General features: G+C 44.5%; 25 protein-coding genes. 6 read left to right on the top strand and 19 right to left on the bottom strand.

The window, feature by feature from the left end; translation table 11 throughout:
* Nucleotides 1-41 precede the first annotated feature (41 nt).
* Entirely contained in the window at nt 42-641 is a 600-nt protein-coding gene (locus tag ATY38_RS02895) for a histidine phosphatase family protein (protein WP_062557966.1), read from the top strand.
* 86 nt (nt 642-727) lie between these two features.
* On the opposite strand, the gene ATY38_RS02890 is transcribed toward ATY38_RS02895, so the two are convergent.
* The 5 genes from ATY38_RS02890 to ATY38_RS02870 form a co-directional block, all read right to left on the bottom strand.
* The gene (locus ATY38_RS02890; protein WP_062557965.1) at nt 728-1,774 is read right to left on the bottom strand and encodes an HlyD family secretion protein; all 1,047 of its coding nucleotides are present in this window, start codon (nt 1,772-1,774) and stop codon (nt 728-730) included.
* On the bottom strand, nt 1,758-3,953 hold the full coding sequence (locus ATY38_RS02885) for a TolC family protein (protein WP_062557964.1): 2,196 nt from the start codon (nt 3,951-3,953) through the stop codon (nt 1,758-1,760). The genes ATY38_RS02890 and ATY38_RS02885 overlap by 17 nt, the downstream gene beginning before the upstream one ends.
* Nucleotides 3,926-5,251, bottom strand: a complete 1,326-nt coding sequence (locus ATY38_RS02880; RefSeq protein WP_062557963.1) for a glycosyltransferase family 2 protein — start codon at nt 5,249-5,251, stop codon at nt 3,926-3,928. Before ATY38_RS02880 ends, ATY38_RS02885 begins: the two co-directional genes overlap by 28 nt.
* 3 nt (nt 5,252-5,254) lie before the next feature.
* Nucleotides 5,255-6,637, bottom strand: coding sequence for a TackOD1 domain-containing metal-binding protein (locus tag ATY38_RS02875; protein ID WP_062557962.1), 1,383 nt, complete (start codon nt 6,635-6,637; stop codon nt 5,255-5,257).
* Between the two features lie 340 nt (nt 6,638-6,977).
* Nucleotides 6,978-8,144 carry an IS4 family transposase gene (locus tag ATY38_RS02870; protein WP_062557961.1) on the bottom strand — a complete coding sequence of 389 codons (1,167 nt, stop codon included), beginning with the start codon at nt 8,142-8,144 and terminating at the stop codon, nt 6,978-6,980.
* A gap of 388 nt (nt 8,145-8,532) precedes the next feature.
* Here ATY38_RS02870 and ATY38_RS02865 point away from each other — a divergent pair, with 388 nt between their 5' ends.
* From ATY38_RS02865 to ATY38_RS02855, 3 genes are all read left to right on the top strand, one after another.
* Nucleotides 8,533-8,895: a hypothetical protein gene (locus ATY38_RS02865; RefSeq protein ID WP_062557960.1), complete on the top strand. Its 363-nt coding sequence runs from the start codon at nt 8,533-8,535 to the stop codon at nt 8,893-8,895.
* A gap of 143 nt (nt 8,896-9,038) precedes the next feature.
* Nucleotides 9,039-9,812: a complement resistance protein TraT gene (locus ATY38_RS02860; protein WP_062557959.1), complete on the top strand. Its 774-nt coding sequence runs from the start codon at nt 9,039-9,041 to the stop codon at nt 9,810-9,812.
* Nucleotides 9,813-9,945: 133 nt separating this feature from the next.
* Nucleotides 9,946-10,293, top strand: a complete 348-nt coding sequence (locus ATY38_RS02855; RefSeq protein ID WP_062557958.1) for a Spy/CpxP family protein refolding chaperone — start codon at nt 9,946-9,948, stop codon at nt 10,291-10,293.
* A 3-nt stretch (nt 10,294-10,296) separates the two neighbouring features.
* Here ATY38_RS02855 and queC read toward each other — a convergent pair whose 3' ends face one another.
* The 13 genes from queC to ATY38_RS02790 all read right to left on the bottom strand — a co-directional run bounded on the left by queC (nt 10,297) and on the right by ATY38_RS02790 (nt 21,496).
* The gene (queC, locus tag ATY38_RS02850; protein ID WP_062557957.1) at nt 10,297-10,974 is read right to left on the bottom strand and encodes a 7-cyano-7-deazaguanine synthase QueC; all 678 of its coding nucleotides are present in this window, start codon (nt 10,972-10,974) and stop codon (nt 10,297-10,299) included.
* A gap of 133 nt (nt 10,975-11,107) precedes the next feature.
* Nucleotides 11,108-11,764 (bottom strand): 7-carboxy-7-deazaguanine synthase QueE, encoded by a 657-nt coding sequence (queE, locus tag ATY38_RS02845; protein ID WP_062560074.1) that lies wholly within the window; start codon nt 11,762-11,764, stop codon nt 11,108-11,110.
* A 94-nt stretch (nt 11,765-11,858) separates the two neighbouring features.
* Complete coding sequence (gene ybgF / locus ATY38_RS02840; RefSeq protein WP_062557956.1) at nt 11,859-12,758, bottom strand: tol-pal system protein YbgF; 900 nt, start codon at nt 12,756-12,758, stop codon at nt 11,859-11,861.
* A gap of 2 nt (nt 12,759-12,760) precedes the next feature.
* Entirely contained in the window at nt 12,761-13,285 is a 525-nt protein-coding gene (pal, locus tag ATY38_RS02835; protein WP_062557955.1) for a peptidoglycan-associated lipoprotein Pal, read from the bottom strand.
* Nucleotides 13,286-13,318: 33 nt separating this feature from the next.
* The gene (gene tolB, locus ATY38_RS02830) at nt 13,319-14,617 is read right to left on the bottom strand and encodes a Tol-Pal system beta propeller repeat protein TolB (RefSeq protein WP_062560073.1); all 1,299 of its coding nucleotides are present in this window, start codon (nt 14,615-14,617) and stop codon (nt 13,319-13,321) included.
* 47 nt (nt 14,618-14,664) lie between these two features.
* On the bottom strand, nt 14,665-15,609 hold the full coding sequence (gene tolA / locus ATY38_RS02825) for a cell envelope integrity protein TolA (protein ID WP_062557954.1): 945 nt from the start codon (nt 15,607-15,609) through the stop codon (nt 14,665-14,667).
* 10 nt (nt 15,610-15,619) lie between these two features.
* Nucleotides 15,620-16,033 carry a protein TolR gene (tolR, locus tag ATY38_RS02820; RefSeq protein ID WP_062557953.1) on the bottom strand — a complete coding sequence of 138 codons (414 nt, stop codon included), beginning with the start codon at nt 16,031-16,033 and terminating at the stop codon, nt 15,620-15,622.
* Nucleotides 16,034-16,052: 19 nt separating this feature from the next.
* Nucleotides 16,053-16,733 (bottom strand): protein TolQ, encoded by a 681-nt coding sequence (gene tolQ / locus ATY38_RS02815; RefSeq protein ID WP_062557952.1) that lies wholly within the window; start codon nt 16,731-16,733, stop codon nt 16,053-16,055.
* Entirely contained in the window at nt 16,730-17,140 is a 411-nt protein-coding gene (ybgC, locus tag ATY38_RS02810; protein WP_062557951.1) for a tol-pal system-associated acyl-CoA thioesterase, read from the bottom strand. The genes tolQ and ybgC overlap by 4 nt, the downstream gene beginning before the upstream one ends.
* Nucleotides 17,141-17,162: 22 nt before the next feature.
* Nucleotides 17,163-18,068 carry a cysteine synthase CysM gene (gene cysM, locus ATY38_RS02805; protein WP_062557950.1) on the bottom strand — a complete coding sequence of 302 codons (906 nt, stop codon included), beginning with the start codon at nt 18,066-18,068 and terminating at the stop codon, nt 17,163-17,165.
* A 126-nt stretch (nt 18,069-18,194) separates the two neighbouring features.
* The gene (locus ATY38_RS02800; protein ID WP_062557949.1) at nt 18,195-18,482 is read right to left on the bottom strand and encodes a ComEA family DNA-binding protein; all 288 of its coding nucleotides are present in this window, start codon (nt 18,480-18,482) and stop codon (nt 18,195-18,197) included.
* A 189-nt stretch (nt 18,483-18,671) separates the two neighbouring features.
* Nucleotides 18,672-20,324 (bottom strand): MFS transporter, encoded by a 1,653-nt coding sequence (locus ATY38_RS02795; RefSeq protein ID WP_062557948.1) that lies wholly within the window; start codon nt 20,322-20,324, stop codon nt 18,672-18,674.
* Between the two features lie 32 nt (nt 20,325-20,356).
* Nucleotides 20,357-21,496 (bottom strand): Do family serine endopeptidase, encoded by a 1,140-nt coding sequence (locus tag ATY38_RS02790; RefSeq protein ID WP_097104206.1) that lies wholly within the window; start codon nt 21,494-21,496, stop codon nt 20,357-20,359.
* Between the two features lie 78 nt (nt 21,497-21,574).
* On the opposite strand from ATY38_RS02790, the gene ATY38_RS02785 reads away from it, so the two are divergent.
* Both ATY38_RS02785 and mltA read left to right on the top strand, forming a co-directional pair.
* Complete coding sequence (locus ATY38_RS02785) at nt 21,575-22,321, top strand: Nif3-like dinuclear metal center hexameric protein (protein ID WP_062557946.1); 747 nt, start codon at nt 21,575-21,577, stop codon at nt 22,319-22,321.
* Between the two features lie 219 nt (nt 22,322-22,540).
* A complete protein-coding gene (mltA, locus tag ATY38_RS02780; protein ID WP_062557945.1) occupies nt 22,541-23,743 on the top strand; it encodes a murein transglycosylase A in 1,203 nt (400 codons plus the stop codon).
* Nucleotides 23,744-23,789: 46 nt separating this feature from the next.
* Here mltA and ATY38_RS02775 read toward each other — a convergent pair whose 3' ends face one another.
* Nucleotides 23,790-24,512: a DsbC family protein gene (locus tag ATY38_RS02775; protein WP_062557944.1), complete on the bottom strand. Its 723-nt coding sequence runs from the start codon at nt 24,510-24,512 to the stop codon at nt 23,790-23,792.
* Nucleotides 24,513-24,529 lie beyond the last annotated feature (17 nt).

Below are 24,529 nucleotides of genomic sequence, written 5' to 3'. Positions count from 1 at the left end.
AGTTAAACTACTGCAACCGATTTTTCCTGCCAACATTCTTTATGACTGAAACTCTAATTGATTTGATCCGTCACGGTGAGCCTGTCGGCGGACGCCGCTATCGCGGGCATGGCGTGGATGATCTTCTGAGCGAGAAAGGATGGTCGCAAATGTGGCACGCAGTGGGTGAATACAATCAGTGGCAGCATATTATTACTTCTCCGCTGCAACGCTGCCAGGCATTTGCCTGTGCTTTAGGGGAACGTTATGGCATTGACGTCTCCGTCGAACCGCGCTTTAAGGAGGTGGGATTTGGTGAATGGGAAGGATTGAGCCATGTTGAAGTTAAAATTGGGCGGGCATCCGAATACCAAGCCTTCTTGAACAATCCTGTGAATGCGCGACCGAAAGGTGCTGAACCTCTCGACGATTTTGTTCAACGGGTTAATTCAGCCTATGAAGCAGCTATCGAGCGCTATTCCGGTCACCATATTCTGATCGTGGCGCATGCGGGTGTGATGCGCGCATTGGTTGCAAAAACAATCCAGGCGCCTACATCCGGTTTATATCGCATCAAAATCAGCAATGGCGGGATTGCGCGTATTCGTCACGCCGGATCAGGCGCAGTGCTGGAGTTGTTGAACGGGAAATTGTCTGCTTAGCAGTGGGCAGGAGGATTTATGTTTGCATTTTTCTGATTTAATCTCCGCCGAATTTAATTCCTCGCCGCTTGCGGCGGGGTGCTTTATTAGAAATAAATTGTTACTGGCATTCCATTGATTAACCGGTTGTTAACCTGCTCAATAAATTCTAATTGAGCTAATATTGCGGTGCGCACCGGTTCAAGGGGATTCACTTCTTCGGTCAGTGTTTTTTGCGTAACACCCGGGACGGAAATTATTTTTGCCTTTGTTTTTTCTCCATTGGGAAATTTCACAGTTACAATTTGACCTTCTATCGCATAATTCTGGTATTTGGGCGGGATGAAGGCATCGACGTGAACTTTCTCAGGAAAAATAATTTCAAGTAGTGCCTGTCCGCGACTCAAGTATTCTCCGGGCTGCACGAACACTTCGGTAACTATTCCATTTCCTGCAGGTGCCACAAGGCTTAGCTGCTGCAGCTGATCTTGAATCTTTTCAAACTCGAGTTGCATTTGGCTAATCTGGTTTAAAATCCTGCGCATTTCAGAGGATTGATCCTGTTCCTGACGTTCAGCTTTCTCAAGTGTCACGATATTTTCAAGTGCTCTCTGATACTGATTTTTGGCCGAAGAAATTTCCGCTTGAGTGGCAGCTCCCTGCTTAAACAATGTTTCATAATGCTGCAAGCGATTGTATGAAAAAGTCTTGTGCTCTTGCGCATATCTTAATAATTGCGCCGAATTCGATGTTGACTGCTTGGCTTGTACCGACATTTTCTGTTGTTCTTTTTTTAGAGCATCCAGTTCAATGTGTAACCGGTCATGGCTATCAAGTAATGGAGTGTTGGTCAGCTCAGCCAATTGATTGCCCTCGGAAATTGCTTGCATGGGCTCGACAAATATCTGCTGAACATACCCGTCAACAGCGGTGCGAACTGAAAAATTATTGACTCTAATGCGTCCGCTCGCTTCAATTGCAATGGTTTCCCATACAATGATTCCCAACAAATAAATGATCGGGAGACTCGAAATCGCAACGATCGAATACCAGCGCCAAGGTCTGCCAGGGCGCTTTGCTTCACTATAGTGAACGCGTAGTCCTCGGTCGATGTTAGGGGTTTTATTTTCGGGCTGATTAAAGCGGATTTTCATGAAGGTAATGTTCCCAGTCTAGCCATGATTGAATAATGAGGCCGCCAAAGTTTGAGCTTTGAAGTTGATCTTGAAGGTGCTGCATTGCATTAATGAAATGGTGTCGCGGTTTATGCGCATAACTATTTTCGGAACCTAATTCCTTTTCCAAGCTTTGCGCAAGACTGAACACCAGCGTCCGATGTTGTTGCATAGCCGATTTGAGCGCGGTGACAATAGCCTGTATGTTCATGGTGTAATACATCACTGTAATTTCTTTGATTCCGATCTGGCTTAATTCACAAAGAACACATAAACCAAATGATGAGTCCTGGGTTAAATAACGCGGATGAATGCTGATGCCTATAGGCCATGGAGAAATTGCCGCTACTTGTCGGATTGTTTCGATAAATTCTTCTAGTCTTGCTTTTCCAGCCAGCTCCGATTCCAGTTGATCCGGTTCAATATCAAGATGCAATCCATCGAAACTTACGGCTTTCAGTTTGTGGATAATTTGTATTAAATGATGGCGATATTCGGGCAAAATCCAAGACGGGTCACCTAATAGTAATTCAATCTTTTTCTTGCGATGATGAGCGTCATGCAAAAAATTGTGCACGCTTTGGGGATTATCTGCGACCAGTGAAATTTGCTGTGCATCAAGAGATACCAGAAACCGATTAATTGCATGAGTTTCTTTCTTATTCCATAATCCGGTTTGTGTTATTAATTCATCAAAATTCCACACGTAAACAGCCAGTTGACCGGAAATGAATTGTGTGCTTACGGGTGTGATAAGTTCGTCACTTTGTTTTAAAGTGACGTTACCTCCATTGGTTAGAAATTTTTTTGCTTGCTGCAACGGACTACTCAATGAAGCGATGTCAGTTTCCGGGTAACTGTCTTCTCCCGGCATACTCGGTAATAAAATAAATTGACGCAATCTGATGTGAAGCTTCCAATGTTCGGACTCTGCTTCGATATTTTCTACTGCGACCCGATAATAGGTATTCAGTGCCTGCAGGTATTGCTCCACTACATCGCCATCCAGCACTTGCAGACGCAGATATCTTTCCCGCAGCAGTTCTTGCGCAGCCTCAAGGCGCGTGCGCTGAAAATTGATTTGCTGAGTCAATTGTTGAAAGCTACTCAGCAGCGCGTGGAATTCGTGTTGCAACTCCTGACCCCGCCGTGTGTAATCCGCACGCAGGCTGATTAATTGACTGTTTAATCGGGATTGTTCGTTTTTCCGGTAGCTCACAATTTCCAGCGGCATTCTGAAATTAAAACCCACTGCTCCGCCATAACCCCATTGCATCCCGTCAGGCGGTGATGGATGAGGAATTGCCGGCCCTCCGAAACCTGTTACTGATACATCGGATTCTATTCCTTGCCAATTTTGAGTATCACGGATATTTTGCAGATTATCTATTTGCGTTTGTAGTATTCGCAGATCCAGCTGATCAACTTCGTTCGGAAGGGTATCCGCAATCTTGCCCAAGGGTGGCTTGATCGGCGTAAAGGGCATTACCGTTGTATTGGTCAAGTGCGCTAATCGCATTAACGCTTGATTACTGTTGTTGTAAAATTCCACCTGAGTGCGTTGTGCCCGCTCAAAAGCGGAAAGAAATTCGAAGTAATCTGATTTGAACAATAATCCTGCTTCTTGCCGCTTGCGTAGTAAATTCTCAACGCCTTCATTACGCAAATGCAGGTAGTTATCCGTCAGTGTCAGGATCTTTTGCGCACTCCAATAGGCGGCGTAGTTTTCTTCTAGAAAAAGTGCTGCCAGCCGGCGGCTCCAGTCTAACCGAATAGTTTCAATTCTTACCTGTGCCGCTGCGTCTTCAATGGCACGTTGCTGTCGTTCCGCGCTCCCCAGCAAAGGATAACGCAAGCCAATGCGCGCCATAGGATCAAAGAAGTGTCCAAATGGCTCGCGTGCGTAGGGGCTTTTCTGAAAACCACCGGAAACACCCCCAAATACTTCCAGGCCCTTGAGTGCTTCTTGAGCCAGTAGATTAGATCGCTGCGCTTCTAAATCAGCTTGTGTTTTCAATATGGATGCGGCTTGATCAAGGTGCGAAAAGAAATCGGCAAGCGTTCTTGACTCGGCAAGCGTACTCGAACTTAGCAGTATCATTAAGGCTAGCAGGAATAAGCAACGCACGATTACTGCTTCCCCTTTCTTAGGACCCATAGCGGTGCCATGGCTGAATCCAGGTGGCCTTTATTGATAATCTGATTCAAGATAGCCAGCGCACTCCAGACACGGGATATAAATTGAAATACGGGATAAACCGGAAGAATAAAAATGGCATTACAGTCTTCCTTTCTTCTATCGGTAATGAATAGCAGATAGAGAAAGTACTGAATGGCAATAAGGCAAAAATAGAAGGTATAAACCAATATCATGCTAAGCAAGAAGGCATGGAAAGGAAGCTTCACTGCGATATAAATCGTATAGATCACAATAGAAAAAGGCATGACAATCTGAAACAAGATGCCGTACCAGAAAAGAAAAATGAAATTTTTCCACCCCATCATTGAAGCTGAAATGCCGAGCTTGTGCTTGTTTGAATAGATATACCAGAGATCGCCATCCCATCTTAAGCGTTGCTTAAGAAAATCCATAAAACTTTCGGGTACATCCGTATGAGAAACCGCCCCCGGTTCAAACTCAATTTGTAGATGCGGATAGCGCTTGTAATATTGCTTGATACGAAGTGTCAGATCGAGATCCTCGGCGGTTCCGGTATTCCAGCCTCCCACCTGCTGAAGAAAAGATTTTCTGAAAATACCGAATGCTCCCGGTACATTATTGATAACGCCCAAGTTCGCAAACCCCAATTTTCCTACTTGCATTGTCAACATATATTCTAAGCTTTGCAGTCGGGTCATGATTGTTTTTGCGGCGTTACGTACCCGCATCGGGCCTGTGACAGCAACCATGTCAGGTTTGCGAAAATGTGCTGCGGCATGATGGACCATTTGATTATCAAATGAGGTATCGCCATCCAAAGCAAAGAAAATTTCCCCTCTCGCTCGGTTTAACCCTGCATTGAGCGAAGAAACCCTACCTCCGCGCTGAAACTTGGGAATAATGACTAGCGAGCGTTTAGGGTATCGGGAAACTAAAGAAATAAGTTCTACCAGAGCCTGATAAGTGGCTTGGTTTCTTTTTGCCTCGTCCACGATTGCAATAATTTCTATGTGTCCGGAATATACTTGTTCCAGCAATGAAATCACCGTACTTTGGACAGCCTTGCCTTCCGCATAACAGGTGATGGCACAAGTTACATGAGGGAAGTAATGAAGCGTCAAGGGCGCCTCTATAGCGTTCTTGATTAGATAGCGGAATGCGCTCATCCAGTTAAGAAAATAAAGAGGAAGCTCAAAAAACAGTACAAATGGAATCAGCATGAACGCATACTGAAAATCCTGATAGTGGGACAATGTAGCCTGAAACAGATACCAAGCCTGGTTCAGACTTTCCATGAATTACAGTAATTCACCATAAAGACGGGCAAGCAGCAACTCAGCATTTTCCTTGCTGGATAGTTTATGTGAGGGAACACTGACAAATCGAAAATCCAATGTATGTTCACTCTCTTCCAGCAATAATTTCATGCTGTTTTCTATACGCTTATGAAAACCAGTGAGTCCTTGTTCATCAGTGTTGGGCAGTAGCAGCCAGAGCATGTTTTCCGCCGTTCGGGTGGAAAGATCTGGGGTGCGTAGTAAACTTCTTAGCTGCTGCGCAAAGAACTCAAGCATTTGAAGCAATCGCGCATGATTAAAAAGCTCGATCAAATCGGGTAAGTTAGCAAAATAAATTCCAAACAGACTGAAATTGACGTTTGGGTAACGTCGTGACGTTACCATCATCCAATCAAGATCGTGGATAAATAATTCGCGGGGAATGAAATCAAGCTGATTAAAACCTGAGGACAAATCAAAGACCTCGCCACGAAAAGCGATTGTTCTTCCTTTGTCGCTTAAGCGCCAATTGCGAATCTCATTTTGAATAAGTTCACTGGATTCCATTTCCTTTTCACACATAGCACAGCGAACCTGCACATTGCCTTCGACAAATGATTGACTACATGAATGGCATCGGTAGTTTTCAATCGGCCTATCGTAATCGCTGCCGATATGACGCAGCTGGGTATGGCATTTAGGGCAGATTAAGGTGCCGCTATGCAGAAATTTCTCCTGCACATCAACACATCCGCAGGTAAAACAATGTAAAGATGCTTGCGTGCCAATGTCGATAGATAGGCAATTTGGACAAACATCAATAAAACTCAAATGGGAAGATCGGCAATATGTGCATTCACGCTGACGATCGATCAGCATGATAGGATCGATTATTTTGCTATTTGCAAGATTTCGCAGCCATTCGAAAGAATCCGACTGATCCAGGCTAAGTGCTTCGAGTAATGGATAACGGTAGAAACGTGCATGCTGCCAATCATGGTAAGGCTGAAGGATAAAGTCCGGGCGCAGCCAGAAATATTTGATGAATCGCCCTTGATGCGTAATATAAGTCTCATCCTTCTTGAAAGATTTCAACAAATTATCAAACTGATTGATTTTTTCTCGTAAATCTGCAGGTTGTGGCAGCTGTCCGTCGAGCATAAAGTCGTCGTAGGGAAACGCTGAACCTGTAATAAAGCACAAAGATGCAAAAAATTCACTACCCTTACGCACCTTTTCCAGGGTGGAAGAAATGTAATGTTTATCCTTTCCTTTAATGATAAAGGCGGATGGAATAATTCTTTCCTTTTCCCAAACTGAAAAATCACTAAAATATGAGATCTCAAACATATTCTTGTATTCACTTGTTAAATCAGTATCTTCCTGAGAGAAAACAATAAGCATGTCTGGCTTCCGGTGATTTCTTAACCGTATAAAATTAGGAGGGCTAAGTCGTACAATTTAAAGCATGTAATAAATAAATCATTCGGTTGTAATCATTTTCCTACAATATTATTTAAGATTATCGTGTAACTAGTGTAGGAATATTGGAATATAACTTATCATTCTTTTAATTTACAATTTTTCCTGCAATTTGTTCGAATTGAGTAAGCAAGCTTTGCAAAAATACAACGATGTAGGAAAAATGTGATCACTCTCCGGAATAATGAAATAACAATCCGGGCGAATTGGATGCACAATGTGTGACTGCATTTGTTGTCCAATGTCAGTAGTGTCCGGCAATTTAGTTGAATAGATTCAGTTGGTTGTTGTTATGGTGAGTGATCATTTGCATCTCAGTATTTTTAAGTAATTGATCTAGGTTAGTTTTCTCGAAAAGAGTTAGGCTCAGGATTTGTAGGATTGTGTAAAGTGAAGTCTCGGTATTGAGTTGCTTTTTTACGATGGCAACCAAGACATAAACCGAGATGGCAATCCATATCTGTGTCTTGACTGCGTTTTCAGTGGTTCCGTAGAATTGCTTGATACGAAGATGTTGTTTGATCCACTTGAAGAATAGTTCGATCTGCCAGCGACAACGATAAAGCTGAGCGATGGTCAGTGCAGGTAAATCGAAGTTGTTGGTTAGAAATACCAGATGCTTGTCGTGTTCGGCATCATAGAACTTAATACGTCGTAGGTGCTGCGGGTAATCCTTGCTGGCCTTCGTAGCGGTCAATGCAATGGTCTGATCGCATCGCAGTCCCGTGGATTTGTCCACTGAGTGAGAGTAGACACGGCGAAAAAGGAGACTGGATTTAGCGCGCGTTACAAAAAATGCTTGTGCTTGATGCATAGTGAACCAGCGAGCAAAGTCGGTAAAGCCCCGATCCATGATGTAAAAGCTGCCAGCTTCGGGGATCAGGAAATCGAGCACATTGACTTCGTGCATCTTGCCGTCGCTGATATGGATGAACGTTGGAATGTTGCCGCGTAGATCAAGCAGTGTATGCATCTTGACGGCAGCTTTGGTCTGACGAAAGCGCGCCCATGGAAAGACGCTCAAACACAGATCGATGGTCGTGGTATCGAGTGCATAGACTGTCTGTTCCAACTCCACCGCTAAGCTATCGCTGGAGTAAAGCTTTCTGGCGATCTGGATCAAGCTCATCGCGAAATCCATGTAGATGCGACAATCGCGCTGCTCGTTGGCATCGGCCAACGTACTCTTGGCGATGTTGCCTCGTATGCCCAAGTGATAAAGCTTAGCTTGGTGAGCGCGCAGACAGGTTTCGATGTTGCGCAGACTCTCGCGGTAAGTCAGCTGCGCGAAAGCCATGCAAAGAAATTGATCGAGATGCGAAAGAGTCTTGGTGGGATATTTGGAAGGGTAACGCTGTACACAGCGGCGGAATGTGTGAAGGGGCAAGTAATCCATGAGTTGTGCGAATACCAATTTGCCTGAATGCATGATAAGAAGCCACGTAGGGAAATCTCCAGTTTCGCAAAAAATTCACTTTCAAATCGGTGACACCCCCAAACATACCATTTCATTCTACAGATCAATCTGTTATACAATCATCTTGGGTAAATTGCCGGACACTACTGGTCCAATGTATAGGCCGTTCTGTTTCTGTTGAACAGTAAATGCCATCATATGTGGATAAGTACATCCAATTCCATAACGCCTTCATTCAATTTATAATTGGCGATGAAATAAGGTGGATAGCGGAACTGATAATGATTAAGGGTGGCAAGTCTTCGAAGTTTGTTGAGAATATGCAAGTTATTTAAAGATTTATGGCAAGTGCTCTAATTTGATAATATCATTTGACTCATCGAGAATTTGGAGGTGTGCAATGCGTACAATGCAATTCAGTATGATTCTTCACATAGCGCTATTAATGGCATTTGTAAGTAGCGAAGCTTTAGCCAGGCAGGATCTCAGTGAAATTCAAAGGCAATTTAACGCAGAAACTATTAATAAACGCTTTAGTGTTCCCAGCGATGCCGCTTTAACATCTGCGCTCAAAGAGGCGACACAAAGAGGCATGCCAACAAGGACACAGCGATTTGCTCCAGGCTGCGTGGGTTTTGGGTGTGGGGGTGCTATCGGTTTAGGCAACTTTGGTTATGGCAGTTATTTTGGAGGCTATGCTCGCCCATATTATGGGGGGTTATATGGAGTGAACAGTTATCTGCCTTTTTATTCCGGCTGGTGATGGTCGGGATCGGTGCTGCTTGTGGGATAGTCATCTAATTGTCCATCAATTCAACATATGGGCTACAGTGGATTGATGGATAATCTGCTGTGGTCACTTGGAAGTAGGGTTTTTCATTTAATTACTAAAGAAGGGGAGATGAAATGGGAGGGTACGGCAGTAAGAATACATGGATATTCACAGGAATCATGGTTTTTTCTTTGATTCTAAGTGGATGTGCGGCAGTTCATACATCCATTGCTAAGAAGGATCTGGATGTTCAAACCAAGATGAGTGATACCATTTTTCTCGATCCTGTTGAACCGAGTCAGAGAACGATCTACCTGAATATCCGCAATACTTCCGACAAAACCAATTTTGATATTACGGCTACGGTTGCCAGAGCGTTGGAGGGTAGAGGTTATCTCATTACTAATAATCCCAGAGAAGCGCATTACTGGTTGCAGGTTAATATCCTAAGCGTTGACAAGGCCAGTCCTACTGCTGCTGAAGCTGCTTTGAGAGCGGGTTATGGGGGCATGGGAAGCGCCGCGCTGGGTGCTGCCGTGGGAACAGCTACGGGCGCTGCCATTGATGGCTGGAGTGGAGCTGGCATAGGTGGGTTGGCTGGTGCAGCTGCTTTCGGCCTCGCCAGTACGCTCGCAGATGCGTCGGTGAAAGATGTTACCTTTATGGCCATTACAGATGTTGAGATAGCAGAGCGAGCCGAGGATGGTGTCATTGTTCGTGAAGACAGGCAACAAGATGCGAAGCAGGGTGTGGGTGGTGCAAGAAGGCAGTCTTCGACAAAAGTCAGTGAAATGAATAAATATCGTACTCGTGTAGTCAGCACGGCGAACAAAGCAAATTTGCAGTACGAAGAAGCTGCGGTTGAATTGACCAATGGTTTGGCTCGCTCCATTTCAGGGTTGTTCTAAATACAGTAGCAAAATTGCCGATTTCCCCCAGAAGCTGCATGATACTGGGGGAAGAAATAGCCATGATTGCTCTTGTTCTGCAAAGTTCTAAATTTACAAAACGCAATATTCTTAGAAACTTAAGGGGACTGTGATGAAGATAAAAATACTTCTTATAGTATCATCGATGATGGTTTTATTATTTACTGCTTCCATCATACATGCTCAAAATAAAAATTCTCCAGCTGATAATCAGAATGCCATCGATCGAATGACTAAAGAATTGGGACTTAATGAAGCTCAGCGCAGTAAAGTTGAAGCTATTCTTAATACGGAACAGAAGAAAGTTGAGGCTGTTTTCAATGAGGAAAGAAAGAAATTACAGTTAATTCAAGAAGAAACTCGATCAAGCTTGCAAGCGGTATTAACCCCCGAGCAAATGGAGAAACTTGAAAATAAAATGCGACAGGCAGGCAATAAGAATAATACTCAGAAAAAATAGTATTTAGTTAGCTTTGTAAGCGGTCGGATCGGGTATATTCGCCGCTTTGAATCCCGCTTTGCGAATACGACAGGAATCACAAACACCACAAGCCCGCCCTGCTTCGTCTGCCTGATAGCAAGAAACGGTTAAGCTGTAATCAACACCTAAAGCAAGTCCAGCGTGAATAATCTCTTGCTTTGATAAAAGCATGAGCGGCGCATGAATAGTTAACTGCTTACCTTCAACGCTTGCTTTAGTTGCCAGATTGGCCATTATTCCGAAAGCCTGAATGTACTCTGCGCGGCAATCCGGATAACCGGAATAATCAACCGCGTTGACACCAGTAAAAATGTCCCGACAATCCAATGTTTCCGCCCAAGCCAATGCCAGTGACAACATGATGGTGTTTCTGGCTGGAACATAGGTAACCGGAATGCCGGGATTTTCTCCTGATGTCGGTACTTTGATGGATTGATCTGTTAGCGCAGATCCACCAAATGTGGTCAGATCAATCTTGATTATTTGGTGGTTATGAGAACCCAATGATTGGGCTATCTTTTGCGCGGCATTTAACTCTACGTGGTGTCGTTGGCCATAATCGATGCTCAACGCATAGCACCTAAAATCTTGGCTGCGAGCAATAGCCAATGTGGTTGCGGAATCCAATCCACCGGAGAGCAATACGATCGCTTTTTTCATACGCTAAGATTTTTCCGGATATTTATCATTTGAGCTACAGTAAGAAAACTATATTGTTGATTGTAAGATTGCTCACTATATTGAAATGACGAGTGAGGGCTACTTATCCTACGCACAGGCTCCTTAATAAATTTCATCTTCCCGGTCCCTCACCCCATAGCAATTTATGCATTTGAAGCTGCATTCTCACCGGCAATTCATCGCGCAAAATCCAAGATGCCAATGTCGCAGGATTCAGGCTGTCATAAACCGGTGAAAACAAGATTGGGCATAGCTGAGAAAGCTGTTTCCGGCGAATAATTTCACCGGCCCATTGATAGTCCGCTTCATTACATAATACAAACTTGATTTCATCTTTTGGTGTCAGATGGATAAGATTCTCCCAGTTATTTTTCGTGACTTCCCCGGAACCTGGTGTTTTAATGTCCATCACTTTGCAGACCCGGAGATCGACTTGCGATAAGTCCAATGCACCGCTGGTTTCGAGTGATACCGAATATTTTGCATCGCAAAGTGCGGTGAGCAGAACTAAGCAAGCTTTCTGAGCGAGGGGTTCTCCACCGGTAACGGTGATGTAATTTGTTTTGTAATGCGCGATCCGGTTCAAGATTTCTGCAATCGAAATATTTTCACCGCCAGTGAATGCGTAAGCAGTGTCACAATATCCACAACGCAAGGGACAACCCGTCAGGCGTACGAAAACAGTCGGTAATCCTACCCGACTTGTTTCACCTTGTAACGAGAAGAAAATTTCATTGATACGCAAGGTTGTTGTTTCGAACGCTTGCATCATTACTAATTACCTGAAGGAAAAAAACGGACTCTACTACTTTGCAGCGAATGCAGCAAACAGCAATTGAGGAATAGATGGTTAAGTTCTGGATTTACTTGGTGTTCGCCAGGCGTTGCTTGGCCTTTCCTGCGGCTTCACTATGCGGATGACTTAGCAGCAAATCCTCCAGGGTTTTTCTGCCCGCATTGCGATCACCCATTTCGAACTGACTGGTAGCAATATTGAGTAGGGCATCGGGTACTTTATTGCTATCAGGGTATTTACTGATCAGTCTTTTTTGCGCATCGATGGCTAATTGATAATCACGCAATGCGTAGCGCGCATTGCCAATCCAGTAAGCAGCACCGGGTGCCAGGCTGGATTGCGGGTAATTTTCCAGGAAGCTTTCAAATTGTGCGATAGTGTTAGCATATTCGCCATTCTTAAACGAATCATACGCTTCCTTATAAGCGGCATTTTCCATCGGACCGGGTGGTGCTAATTCATTGGCTGACAAAGGACCGGAATCCATTGCCCTGGATGAGTCGACACTCTCAACTGATGAGGATTCAGGTGTTATATCATTATTAATCGGCGGTGCGGTTGCATGTTCGTCGAGGGGAGGTGCTGTCATGCTGCGAGGAGAGCTCTGAGTGGGGGAATGAGGCAAAGGCGTCGGGCTACCTGGTTGCTCGATCTGACGTAGTCGATTATCAAGATCGATATAAAAATCCCGTTGTCGCTTTTGTAACAACGCGTTATCGTTGCTGAGCATTTCTATTTGCCCGTTCAACTTGCCCAGTTCAAGCCCGAGCGTTTCAACCTGAGTATAAAGTTGCAACAATGCCTCACTATTAAGCGCTTGATCCATCTTGGCAATACGCGCTTCCATTTCCTTAACCTGTTTGCGCAACACATCAATTTGTTCACGTGCTTCACTATCACCAAAAAATGACGCATAACTGACATTGCAACTCAGCAACAACAATAGAAGGAAAGCGCGTATCAGCATGGTTATTCGCCCCGATAAAGAATATCGGTACGGCGGTTCTGACTCCAGGTTGATTCACCGTGTCCCAACGCGCGAGGTTTTTCTTCCCCTAAGCTAACTGACTCAATTTGTACGTCTTGTGCGCCTGACAAAATCATCATGTTCTTAACGCTATCTGCGCGGCGTTGACCCAAAGCGAGATTGTATTCACGGCTGCCCCGATCATCCGTATTTCCTTGCAGGATCACGCTGGCGGCGGGATTGTCACGCAGGAAGCGGGCATGAGACAGCACTAATTCCCTATATTCGCTTTTGACTGTGTAACTATCAAAGTCATAAAAAACGCTACGTTGTGACAAAATGCTGTTGGGATCATTCAATTGGTTGAAATAACCAGGTCTCCCTGAATCGGATCCCATCAAATCACTCCCGCTTAAGTCATTTCCGTTACCTGGGCCGGACGATAGATCATCAACATCAGGCTGTGTCGTTTGACTGGCACATGCGGATAACAGAACGATCAATGCAAGGCATAATAACTTTCTCATTTGTTGCTCCTTTAAAATTAAAAAACTAAGACATTACTTCCATTTGGGTAAAGGACCCCAGGCCGGTTCCCGAATATCACCCGCTTGTACTGACAGTTGCTGCCGTGTCTGTCCATCTCTGGAAACAGCGGATAATATACCATGCCCGTTTATTTCAGTTGCATACAAGATCATTTTGCCATTGGGTGCGAAGCTGGGTGATTCGTCAAATTTGGAGTTGGTTAAAATTTCTATTTGACGTGAACCGATTTCTTGAACCGCTACATTAAACTGATTGTTGTTGCGATGAATAAAAGTAAAACTTTTGCTATCATGACTATAATCGGGACTGACATTATAGCTACCTTCAAAAGTAAGACGTTCGGCATTGCTTGATTCTGTAGCAGTTACCGGCATGCGGTAAATTTGTGGGCTACCCCCGCGATCAGAAGTAAATATGATGTATCGTCCATCCGGAGAGAAGTTAGGTTCTGTATCGATACCGGAGCTTCGGCTCAATCTTTGTAAACCGCTACCATCGGTATTGACCAGAAATATTTGCGATCCGCCCTGGCCAGTCAGCACAACCGCCAGCTTTTTTCCATCCGGAGACCAGGCCGGCGCGCTATTGCTGCCTTTAAAGTTGGCAACCGCTCTGCGTTCCCGGGTTGATAATGTCTGAACGTATACAACCGGTTTTTTATTCTCAAAAGACACATAAGCCAATTGATTTCCGTCCGGAGACCATGCGGGAGATATTATGGGTTCCGTATATTCGATGATGGATTGTGCATTATAACCATCGGCATCGGCAACCTGGAGTGCGTATTTATTACCCCGTTTTAATACGTAGGCGATACGGGTGCTAAATACTCCCACATCACCGGTCAGTGCTTCGTAGATAACATCCGCAATACGATGTGCTGCAGCGCGTAATTGTGTGGTTGGAACGGTAATGGCCAAACCGGTTAATTGCGATTTCTTGGCAATATCCATTACACGAAACTGAATTTCCACCTGATCGCCGGATAAATGCGTAACGCGGCCAATAACCAAGGCATTGACGCCACGATTGGCCCAATCCGCGTAGGCCACCTCTGCAGGCGAATGTGGCGACGAGCCGGCGGGATCTATCAATCTGAACAATCCAGTACGCTGCAAATCGGCATTGATAACCGGAGTGATATTTTGCTGAAGCCTACTTTCCTCGGCAAAAGGGACGATAGTAATCGGAATACGGGATGCCCCTCCGCCAAAAATTTCGATATTCAGTTGTGCATGGAGTGACGAGCTGACTAGCCATAGAAGTAAAAATAGCAAGACATGCATTGATTTATAAAAGTAAATTGACATAAGCGTTAAATTCTTAAGAAGCATTAATTTTTTGCTGATTATAGCAATCATTCACGATAATGCACTGTAATATTCAGATTGCGAAATTCATTAAACAGTGCGGGATCCGGAGGTAAGGGCAATGGTTTTGACAAATGGATTGCACGTTCCACGGCATTATCAAAAACAGCATGTCCGCTACTCTTGCTCAGCCTGACATCGAGAATGTCACCGCCGGGAAGCAGTGTAACGCTGAATTCAGCGATAGGATTTCCCGGTAAATCAGGCGGCATTACGATTCTGCTCCTGATCTTGGCCAGGATCAGAGCCTTATATTTCGAAATTTCATTCGTTATCTGATTCCTTGCTGCTGCTTGTTGCGCAACGCGTTGTGCTTCAGCTTCCCGTTGCACTTTTGCTGTTTGTTCTCGCTGTCGTTGTGCGGCCAATTCTTTTTGTTTCTGTAGTTCTTTTTGCTTCTCCAATTCCTTTTGCTTGTCTAATTCTTTTTGTTTTTCCAACTCTTTTTGTTTTTCTAATTCTTTCTTTTTTTCAAGCTCTTTTTGTTTCTCCATCTCTTTAAATTTTTCTTGCTCTTGTTTTTTTTGCTGTTCCAGATCCGGTTTGATTTCTTTAATGGGCTCTGGCTTCTGCTGTAGCGTAATATCAGGTTTTTTGACAGGCGGTGTTACAGCTGCTTGCTGTGGTGCTGGCTTGGCAGGTTCAGGTTTAACGGGTTCAGGTTTTGGCGGCTCGGGCTCGGGCTTTGATTTAACGGGCTCAGTCGCTGGTTTGATTTGTTTGGGTGGTGATTGAGTTTTAACTGGCTCCTGAATGGGCGTGGGCAACTCCGTCCAGATTTCGACCATCATGCCTTCAGGTGGGTGATCCTTCCAATTCAAACCAAAAATCAAGAGTGCGATAAATACGAGATGCACCAGCGCAGCCAGTGCGCCAGCCAATAGTATTCTCGGTTCAGAATAGGATGAATTGCGTAAGGCACTTACACTCATTACGAATAGTTCATTTTTGTTGCGCCAGTAAACCCACTTTCTGCACCTGATTCTGCTGCAATACATCCATTACCTTAATGACTTCTTCATAACGGACGTTTTTGTCAGCGGTAATCACTACGGGCTGTTCTGCATTTTGCGCCTGTTTCTGTTTGATAGCTTCAATCAATTGATTCTGATCAACACTTTGTTCTGCAGATGATACGGCACGATCGCGTAAGGCAAGGCGACCATCCGCTTGTATAATCACTTCCAAGGGTACGGCCGGTGTTGCCAACGATTTGCCGATCTGAGGTAATTCAATCTGCCCATGATTGATCATGGGTGCTGTAACCATAAAAATAATCAGCAATACCAGCATTACATCAATGTAGGGCACCACATTGATTTCATTCATTAGCCGATGTTTTGCGCGCCGCGCCATAGAACCCTCTTATATCAGTTTATCCGGCTGCTCGCCGTTGCAATACATTGGACAATTCTTCCATGAAACTCTCAAAACGGGTTGCCAGTTGATCGGTGCTGCTGGCATAGCGGTTATAAGCAACCACCGCTGGAATGGCCGCAAATAATCCCATTGCAGTCGCAATTAAGGCTTCTGCAATTCCGGGGGCGACATGCGCAATGGTTGCTTGGGTAACGCTGGAGAGGCTGCGGAAGGAATTCATAATGCCCCACACAGTGCCTAACAAGCCGATGTATGGACTGACTGAGCCAACGGTAGCCAGGAATGACAAATGTGATTCCAGATAATCCATTTCCCGCTGATAAGTAGCGCGCATCGCTCTGCGAGTGCTTTCCATTACCGCGTCAAGATCAGATCCGGCAGGGTGCTTGTTAAATTCACCAAAACCAGCGGCAAAGATTCGTTCCAAACTCCCGGAATCATAGCGCGCGCTCGTTATTCGTTGATGTAGCGCATTCAGGTCTACCCCGCGCCAGAAAATATCCTCGAAATCATCAGTTTTCCTTTTTTCATTGCGAATAACAAACAATTTACGAAAAATAAACCACCAGGAAAAAAATGAAATCAATACCAGAATCAGCATTACCAGTTGTACCAGTACACTGGCGCTACTGATCAGATAAAGAAATGACATATCTTGTGTTACTGTTGTGCTCATGCGGACTTCCCAATTTTTTCACGAAGAGATGCAGGAATACTCACAGGTTTGAGTTTTTCTGCACCGACACATACCACATGAATTGTGGCATTTACTAATTTGATATGACTGCATAAAACTTCTTGGAATAGCGTGATGCGGCTTCTGCCAACTTCCTGAACGGCTACTGTTATATTCAGTAGATTATCCAATGTCGCTGGTTTGAAATACTCGACCTCAATTGAACGGATCATGAACAAGACTTTAGAGGTTGCAACCAATGTATTGGCATTAAATCCAAGTTCTCTAAGCCATTCATAGCGTGCCCGTTCCATGAAATTCAAGTAGGTTGAATGATATACCACTCCACCCGCATCTGTATCCTGATAATAGACACGAACCGGCAGTGAAAAGTAATTGGTTAACATAGTAAACGAATGACGCTAAGTCTTATTCTGATCGTACATCATTAGCAGGAAAAACCCCTGTCGATAAATAGCGATCTCCTCGATCACACGCGATGAAAACTATGGTTGCGTTTTCAACCCGATCGGATACTTTAAGTACTGCCGCTAAAGCACCGCCCGATGAAATGCCTGCAAAAATTCCTTCTTCACGCGCTAACCGGCGTGTCATATCCTCAGCTTCATGCTGAGAAACGTAGATCATTTCATCAACCTGTTTCGCATCGAAAATTTTTGGTAAATACGCTGGGGACCATTTGCGGATACCGGGTATCTGCGCTCCCTCTTCCGGTTGCACGCCGACTATTTTAATGGGTGTTCGTTGTTCCTTAAAGAATCTTGAACAACCCATAATTGTACCTGTGGTTCCCATGCTACTGACAAAATGGGTGATTTTTCCTTGCGTATCGCGCCAGATTTCGGGCGCAGTGCCTTCATAATGTGCCCGTGGGTTATCTGGATTTGCAAATTGGTCCAGAATGATGCCTTGACCTTCATCACGCATTTTTTCAGCTACATCCCGCGCTTGTTCCATGCCGCCGGATTTTGGCGTCAGAATAATTTCTGCGCCGTAGGCGCTCATGGATTGCCGCCGCTCAATACTCAAATTCTCCGGCATGATCAGTATCATCCGATATCCCATCATGGCAGCAGCCATGGCCAAAGCAATTCCGGTATTGCCACTGGTAGCTTCAATCAGTGTATCGCCTGGTTTAATTTCTCCACGTTGTTGCGCATGCGAAATCATCGACAATGCCGGACGGTCTTTCACTGATCCGGCTGGATTATTGCCTTCCAGCTTGACTAGAATGGTATTGGAAGTCGTTCCGGGTAAATGCTTGAGTCTGACTAAAGGCGTATTACCAACAAAATTTTCAATCGTTTTGTGCATGATGCAAACTTTACCATAGATGCATCAATTATCGCATAAGCTAACGGCATTGAAACAAAGTAATCACGCAAATAAAAACCCTCTCTGAGGATAATCCAGAGAGGGTTAATTAATCCATTGCAAAAACTACTCCTGTTTGGCCGGAGCTTCTGTGGCTTTTTCACCTTCGACGGTAATTACATCGCGAAGTTGTTTGATAGTTCCTTGACCAATACCGCTTACTTTCGCCAAATCATCAACGGAAGCAAAGGTGCCGCTTTTTTCGCGATGTTCAATGATTGCTTTTGCTTTAGCAGGACCAATACCTTGTAAAGATTCAAGTTCAGCTTGCGACGCCGTATTGATATTGACTGCTGCGAATGCAGTGCCAGTAAACAAGAATACCAGAGCCATCAGTAGAAACCATTTCTGCATAATATCTCCTTTATCAAAACAAATACTGATGCATTTAACAAAACAAGCGCTTCAGTTTTTGTGGATTAAAAAATACCTGCTTACATAAACTGCTATGTATGCAGGTCAAAGTGATATCGGATTTTACGGAAATTAATTTAGAGATAAATTAGTTGATATTAATCAATACATTATTGCTCTGAAATAAAATCAAGCATTGCGAAAGCGTGAGTGTTTGACAACCAAAATCGTGAGCAGCGGCAAAACAAAACCAATGACTGTGACGGTAATCAGTAAATGTCCCAGTTCGCTATAATCTGCCGGAATAGTCACTTGACCGGAAACGGCATCTTTTACTTCACGTTTTACTTCGTAAATCTGATTGAGATATTTTGTTCCTAGTTGCGAAGCCGAAAGTGCCAGATTGGTGAATGATGCCATTACAGCAAAGAAAGTGGCTTTAAGTTTTTCCGGTGCAGAGTTGGCGATCCAGGCCAGCATTGGAATCATGGCAATCTGACCAAGCGGCGATTCCAGTGCGGTATCAATCAAAGCAATGAAACGGGCATCGACCACGCCGCCGGTCATAGCCGCTGTCCATTGATGCAGGCCAAAATACATGCCAATGATCGGTAATGAAAGAAATGTTCCTATGATCGTCAAAAAGCCGATGATATAGGCAATCGAGCGCTCGGCCATAAAACGGCGGAAAATGAACATGCCGAATAGCGTTAATGTAGCGCCGACTAGTGATAAAACGGCGAGGAACTGCTGATCAAAACCCAATTCGTCAATCATCCACCAGGTAGAACCGGCCCCGGGTCCCGGAATAGCGCGAAATATGAATATCAGCACAGCCGTGCCTACTAACACGTTGCGAGCATCAGGCTCCAGCTCACCGGTTAAGCGCCACATCAAAAATATGACAATGACCATGGAGATGACGAAAATGATCTCCTCGCTGCCGGGCATGCGGCTCAAGCCAAGGCTCAAGGATATGATTGTGAAAGCTAATCCACCGCCGAGAATCCACCAGTTTACTGCGGGTGATTCCGAATGTATGTTGAGTAGCCCATCAGCTTCCTGACGGCTATGTCCTAGTGCGAGAAAGCGCTTGTATTCGCGACGACGTAACCAGGATGCAAAGACAACGCCAAAGATTGAAATTAGCGGAATAATCAAAGCGAGCTCATACACCAATAAATACACCGCTTCTTTTTCTACTTCCGGTAATGACCCAGCATCGCGGAGTACAAAAACATTGACCACGGATACTAGCACACCGCCGCCGATAATGGCGACACGTCCGAGGGTTTGCATCGTGACATGCATCAGTTTGCGTTTCTCTAAACCCAGCTTATTGCCATTTTCGTCTACGCGCGGCACTGCTTCCACGGTCATGGCATCGGCCACCACATCCTGTAGAACATAACCGATCGGAGCCAATAACGCTGAGACTACATACCAGGTTTCAACTGAAGCCATAGCAATCATAGCCTCAGTGTGGCCGAGCAACCCAATCATGATTAACAGACTTAACATGATCAAACTGGCACCCAAATATACCAGCACTCCTTTCCAGCGCCAGATCAAATCAACCAAATGTCCCATCGGCATTTTGAGTGCCCATGGCAACATCATCCAGAATCCCAGCATGGCTAGAAATTCGGCGGAAAGTCCAAGTTTTTCTTTGACATAAAACGTACCAACAATACTTGTCAGACCCGATATGCCGGCGGCGACATATACCATCAAGGGCGGTAAATAAGACAAGCGCATTTCACGACCTAAGGCAAGAATATTGACGTTAAGCCATTGTGCGATTATGGATAGAAAGCCGTTTGTCGGTAATAGGTTTTTCATAAATTTGATATCATTCTAATTTTTAAGTACGGTCACTTTTGTTTTGGTCTTACACCTACTTGCACTGGAAAAGATTTTTCTTGTTTATTGCGAATGACTGTAACAGTTACCACTTTACCCGGTGGCAATGCGGCTACGTAATTGAGCATTTCCGATGAGTTTTTAAGTGGCTTGTCCTCGATTGCAATCAATATGTCACCTGGTTTTATTCCCGCTTTATCGGCCGGACCATCTTTAAGAATACTGGCTATCAGGGCTCCCGATGGATTATCCAAATTGAATGACTCTGCCAGCTCTTCCGTCATATCTTGCATGCTGACGCCTAGCCAGCCACGGATTACCCCGCCAGACTGAATGATCTGCTCCATAATTTGTTTGGCAGTGTGAATTGGAATTGCAAAGCCGATACCGAGTGAGCCGCCGCTGCGGGAATAGATTGCAGTGTTGATTCCAATTAGATTGCCCGCAGTATCAGTCAATGCTCCACCAGAATTACCCGGATTAATCGCTGCATCGGTTTGAATGAAATCTTCAAAGGTATTAATTCCCACCCGGCTCCTGCTCAGTGCGCCAACGATCCCCATGGTAACACTTTGACCGACTGCAAAGGGATTGCCTACAGCAAGTACGACATCGCCTACTTTAACCTGCTGTGATTGGCCAAACGTTATAGCCGGCAAATCCTTCAAACTTATTTTGAGTACTGCCAGATCGGTTTCAGGGTCGGAACCAATCAGGCGGGCTTTGGTTTTTCTGCCATCAATCAGCGCCACTTCAACTTCGTCTGCGGTTTCAACGACGTGGTGATTGGTCAGTATATAGCCATTAGAGCTGACAATGACTCCGGAGCCCAGACTTGAAGTGCGCTTTGGTCTGGATTCTGACTGGTCTCCAAAAAATCTGCGAAACATAGGATCATTCAGCAAAGGATGAGCAGGCTCCTTGATCTCCTTGCTGGTGAAAATATTGACAACAGACGGCATGGCAATTTCAGCTGCTTTGGCATAGCTATCCGGTCTTTCCGATATAACCGCAGGTGCAACTTCTCTTACGGTTACAATTTCTCCTCGTGGTTTCCAAGAGAGCAAATCCGGTCGGAGTGTTGATACGACAAAAAAAATAGCCAGCAATACTGTTGCAGTTTGTGCAAAAATTAACCAAAGTCTGTACATCAAAATGTGTTACTCCACAATAAATAGTCGTAATATGAATAGATTGCGATGCAGCATTAGAAACCAAGGAGGAAATCAATGGATCGAGATGAGCTGGAAAATCATCTGAATCAATTACTGGATATACCCCGTTTTCAGGATTATTGCCCAAATGGGTTGCAAGTGGAAGGGCGTAGCAATATTCATGTTGTTGTCAGCGGTGTAACTGCTTCGCTCGATCTGCTGCAGGCGGCGCTGGCAGCGAAAGCGGATGCGGTTTTGGTTCATCATGGTTATTTTTGGCGTGGCGAAGATATGCGCATCACCGGTATAAAAAATCGTCGTATCGCTTTGTTAATGAATCATCAGATCAATATGTTTGCCTATCATTTACCGTTGGATGCACACCCGGTGTTGGGTAATAATGCGCAATTGGGACAAAAACTGGGGTTTGTTGAAAATGGCCGTTTTGGCGGACAAGATATCATGATGCGGGGAGAGCTGAAAGAAACTATGAACTTGGCTGCACTGGGCGATAGAATATCGCAAACTTTATTGCGTAAGCCAATGATAATCGGTGACCTTAATAAAAATATACAGCATATTGCCTGGTGTACCGGTTCCGCGCAAAATTATTTTGACGCGGCTATCCTGCAAGGAGTTGATGCGTATTTGACGGGTGAAATTTCAGAGCATAATGTACATACTGCACGCGAGTCGGGTGTTGCATTTATCGCCGCAGGGCATCATGCAACGGAACGTTATGGTGTGCAAGCATTGGGCAATTACATTGCGCAGGAATTTGGAATACAACATCAATTTATTGATATTGAAAATCCTGTGTAATGGGTAAAGTTGATATCGAAGAAATATCGGACAATTCTAATGCTGGTTTTTATTCCTCTTTGTTTTTGTCATCTTGTTTTTTTTTACCTGAAAACATAGTCCACCAGATAATGAATAGAAATAAACCCAATGCCACTGCCGCTTCGACGATTAGTAACCACATAATTTAAGATTGCTGTTTTCATAATTGAATCGAGCCGTTACTTTAACCAAAATCAGATGAAAAACCAATTAAGTTTTATCGTTATCATTTCATTTCTGTGGCTTGCAGCATGTACCACTGGAAGTATCAGTCCCACGCCGCCACCGACGCAGTCTGAGGAAACTATTGCACCGCCTTTGCCCGGTAAGCCACTAGCGAAGTCTATCCACAAACGTGATCAATGGTCTTCATTAACTGGTTGGAACAGCGATGATTTACTGCCTGCATGGCAGGCTTTTCTGCAAAGTTGCAGGGTTTTAAGCAAGCAACCCGTTTGGCATGAAAATTGCAAAATCGCCGCATCATTGCAGCATCCCAGCAATACAAGGATAAGAAAATTTTTTGAAACTTATTTCATTCCGTATCAAGTTGTAAATACCGATAATACCGAGCAAGGACTGATTACCGGATACTATGAGCCCTTGCTAAAAGGAAGCCGGACATTCTCGGAACGGTATCGTTTTCCGGTTTATGCTGCGCCTGATGAGTTGTTAACCATCGAATTGGGCGAAGCCTACCCGGAGCTTAAAGATCTACGTTTGCGCGGACGTCTGAACGGACGCAAAGTGGTACCTTACTATAGCCGGTCAGAGATTATGAATAATCCGGGATTATTGAATGGATATGAGCTCTTATGGGTAGAAGACGAAGTTGAGTTATTTTTTCTCCATGTGCAGGGTTCAGGACGCATTGTGTTCGATAATGGTGAAATGATGAAAATAGGTTTTGCCGATCAGAATGGGTTTCCATATAACTCTATTGGTAAACTTCTGGTGCAACGTGGTGAGTTACCCCTCGAACAAGCATCCATGCAGGGTATCAAGCAGTGGGGCCGACAAAACCCCAATAAGCTGGCGGAGTTGTTGCAGCAAAATGCACGTTACGTATTTTTTCGCGAATTACCATCCGATCTATCAGGTCCCATTGGAGCTTTGGGTGTGCCATTGACTGCCGGTAGAAGTATCGCTATTGATCCATTGTCAATTCCGCAAGGTGTGCCGGTGTTTCTGGCAACGACCTGGCCCAATACGAGTAGGCCTTTGAATCGGCTCATGGTAGCGCAAGATGTGGGTGGCGCGATTAAAGGCGGGGTACGCGCGGATTTCTTTTGGGGATTTGGCCATGAAGCTGGAAATCAGGCAGGTAAAATGAAGCAAGCAGGAAAAATGTGGATATTGATGCCGAAGGAATATCAGCCGGTCGCGTTTACCCAGCAATAAAAAGCTTGCTGCGGTTTATCAACAAGCTTTTTAAGTTTTTTAGGTTTTATTTGTTTTTGCTCGCGTTTTCCAACTTTTCCTCTATGGCTGCGGCAGGGATCATTCCCCCAACAACTGAGCCATCAGTAAAAATTAGCGTTGGTGTGCCTGAAACTTTATTTTCACGACCTGACTTTACCAAAGTTTCCAAGGGGGTTTCGCAGTCTTTTTCTGCTGGCGCGGTGCCTTTCAGCATAAAATCCTCCCAGGCCTTGATTTGATTTTCAGAGCACCAGATTTTTTTTGATAATTCCATTGAGCCATTAAGTACCGGGTAAAGCAGATTATAAACGGTAACATTGGTGACATTGATCAATTCCTTTTCCAATTGTTTGCAGTAAGGACAATTGGGATCAGTATAGATCGCCACTTTGCGTTTGCCCTCGCCTTTAACTGCTGTGATAGCATGTTGCAGAGGCAGGGAATCGAATGGCACGCGCCGCGCCGCCTTGATTTCTTGGATACGTTCGTTGGTCATGCTAACCCGGGTTTTGGTATTGATGACATGGCCAAAAAAGAAAAAATTTGCTTTATCATCGGTATAAAACAGTTCGTCGCCTACAACGACTTCATATAAGCCTGAAAAAGGCGTTTTCTTTACACTGTCAATTTTTTGATTTTCGAAATGGGGTTGGACGGCTTTCTTAACAGTTTCTTCATCGGCCCAGAGTATTCTGGGGAAAAGACTGAATGATAGGATTAAAATGAAAAGCTTTAAGTGTGTAGCCATGACAACTCCAGTTTAAA

Origin of the sequence: Nitrosomonas ureae (assembly GCF_001455205.1) — a bacterium.
Classification (GTDB): domain Bacteria; phylum Pseudomonadota; class Gammaproteobacteria; order Burkholderiales; family Nitrosomonadaceae; genus Nitrosomonas; species Nitrosomonas ureae.
This window is presented reverse-complemented; position numbering and strand designations above follow the sequence as displayed.

Excerpts from the sequence above, each read along its gene's own strand:
- ATY38_RS02775 (WP_062557944.1), bottom strand. The coding sequence starts at position 24,512 with ATGGCTACACACTTAAAGCTTTTCATTTTAATCCTATCATTCAGTCTT.
- cysM (WP_062557950.1), bottom strand. The coding sequence starts at position 18,068 with ATGCACAAAACGATTGAAAATTTTGTTGGTAATACGCCTTTAGTCAGA.
- ATY38_RS02875 (WP_062557962.1), bottom strand. The coding sequence starts at position 6,637 with ATGCTTATTGTTTTCTCTCAGGAAGATACTGATTTAACAAGTGAATAC.
- ATY38_RS02895 (WP_062557966.1), top strand. The coding sequence starts at position 42 with ATGACTGAAACTCTAATTGATTTGATCCGTCACGGTGAGCCTGTCGGC.
- ATY38_RS02880 (WP_062557963.1), bottom strand. The coding sequence starts at position 5,251 with ATGGAAAGTCTGAACCAGGCTTGGTATCTGTTTCAGGCTACATTGTCC.
- ybgC (WP_062557951.1), bottom strand. The coding sequence starts at position 17,140 with ATGTTAACCAATTACTTTTCACTGCCGGTTCGTGTCTATTATCAGGAT.
- ATY38_RS02865 (WP_062557960.1), top strand. The coding sequence starts at position 8,533 with ATGCGTACAATGCAATTCAGTATGATTCTTCACATAGCGCTATTAATG.
- queC (WP_062557957.1), bottom strand. The coding sequence starts at position 10,974 with ATGAAAAAAGCGATCGTATTGCTCTCCGGTGGATTGGATTCCGCAACC.
- tolR (WP_062557953.1), bottom strand. The coding sequence starts at position 16,033 with ATGGCGCGGCGCGCAAAACATCGGCTAATGAATGAAATCAATGTGGTG.
- tolQ (WP_062557952.1), bottom strand. The coding sequence starts at position 16,733 with ATGAGCACAACAGTAACACAAGATATGTCATTTCTTTATCTGATCAGT.
- ATY38_RS02785 (WP_062557946.1), top strand. The coding sequence starts at position 21,575 with ATGGATCGAGATGAGCTGGAAAATCATCTGAATCAATTACTGGATATA.
- queE (WP_062560074.1), bottom strand. The coding sequence starts at position 11,764 with ATGCAAGCGTTCGAAACAACAACCTTGCGTATCAATGAAATTTTCTTC.
- ATY38_RS02890 (WP_062557965.1), bottom strand. The coding sequence starts at position 1,774 with ATGAAAATCCGCTTTAATCAGCCCGAAAATAAAACCCCTAACATCGAC.
- ybgF (WP_062557956.1), bottom strand. The coding sequence starts at position 12,758 with ATGCTGATACGCGCTTTCCTTCTATTGTTGTTGCTGAGTTGCAATGTC.
- ATY38_RS02860 (WP_062557959.1), top strand. The coding sequence starts at position 9,039 with ATGGGAGGGTACGGCAGTAAGAATACATGGATATTCACAGGAATCATG.
- mltA (WP_062557945.1), top strand. The coding sequence starts at position 22,541 with ATGAAAAACCAATTAAGTTTTATCGTTATCATTTCATTTCTGTGGCTT.
- tolB (WP_062560073.1), bottom strand. The coding sequence starts at position 14,617 with ATGTCAATTTACTTTTATAAATCAATGCATGTCTTGCTATTTTTACTT.
- tolA (WP_062557954.1), bottom strand. The coding sequence starts at position 15,609 with ATGAGTGTAAGTGCCTTACGCAATTCATCCTATTCTGAACCGAGAATA.
- ATY38_RS02870 (WP_062557961.1), bottom strand. The coding sequence starts at position 8,144 with ATGCATTCAGGCAAATTGGTATTCGCACAACTCATGGATTACTTGCCC.
- ATY38_RS02885 (WP_062557964.1), bottom strand. The coding sequence starts at position 3,953 with ATGGGTCCTAAGAAAGGGGAAGCAGTAATCGTGCGTTGCTTATTCCTG.
- ATY38_RS02855 (WP_062557958.1), top strand. The coding sequence starts at position 9,946 with ATGAAGATAAAAATACTTCTTATAGTATCATCGATGATGGTTTTATTA.
- ATY38_RS02790 (WP_097104206.1), bottom strand. The coding sequence starts at position 21,496 with ATGTACAGACTTTGGTTAATTTTTGCACAAACTGCAACAGTATTGCTG.
- ATY38_RS02795 (WP_062557948.1), bottom strand. The coding sequence starts at position 20,324 with ATGAAAAACCTATTACCGACAAACGGCTTTCTATCCATAATCGCACAA.
- pal (WP_062557955.1), bottom strand. The coding sequence starts at position 13,285 with ATGAGAAAGTTATTATGCCTTGCATTGATCGTTCTGTTATCCGCATGT.
- ATY38_RS02800 (WP_062557949.1), bottom strand. The coding sequence starts at position 18,482 with ATGCAGAAATGGTTTCTACTGATGGCTCTGGTATTCTTGTTTACTGGC.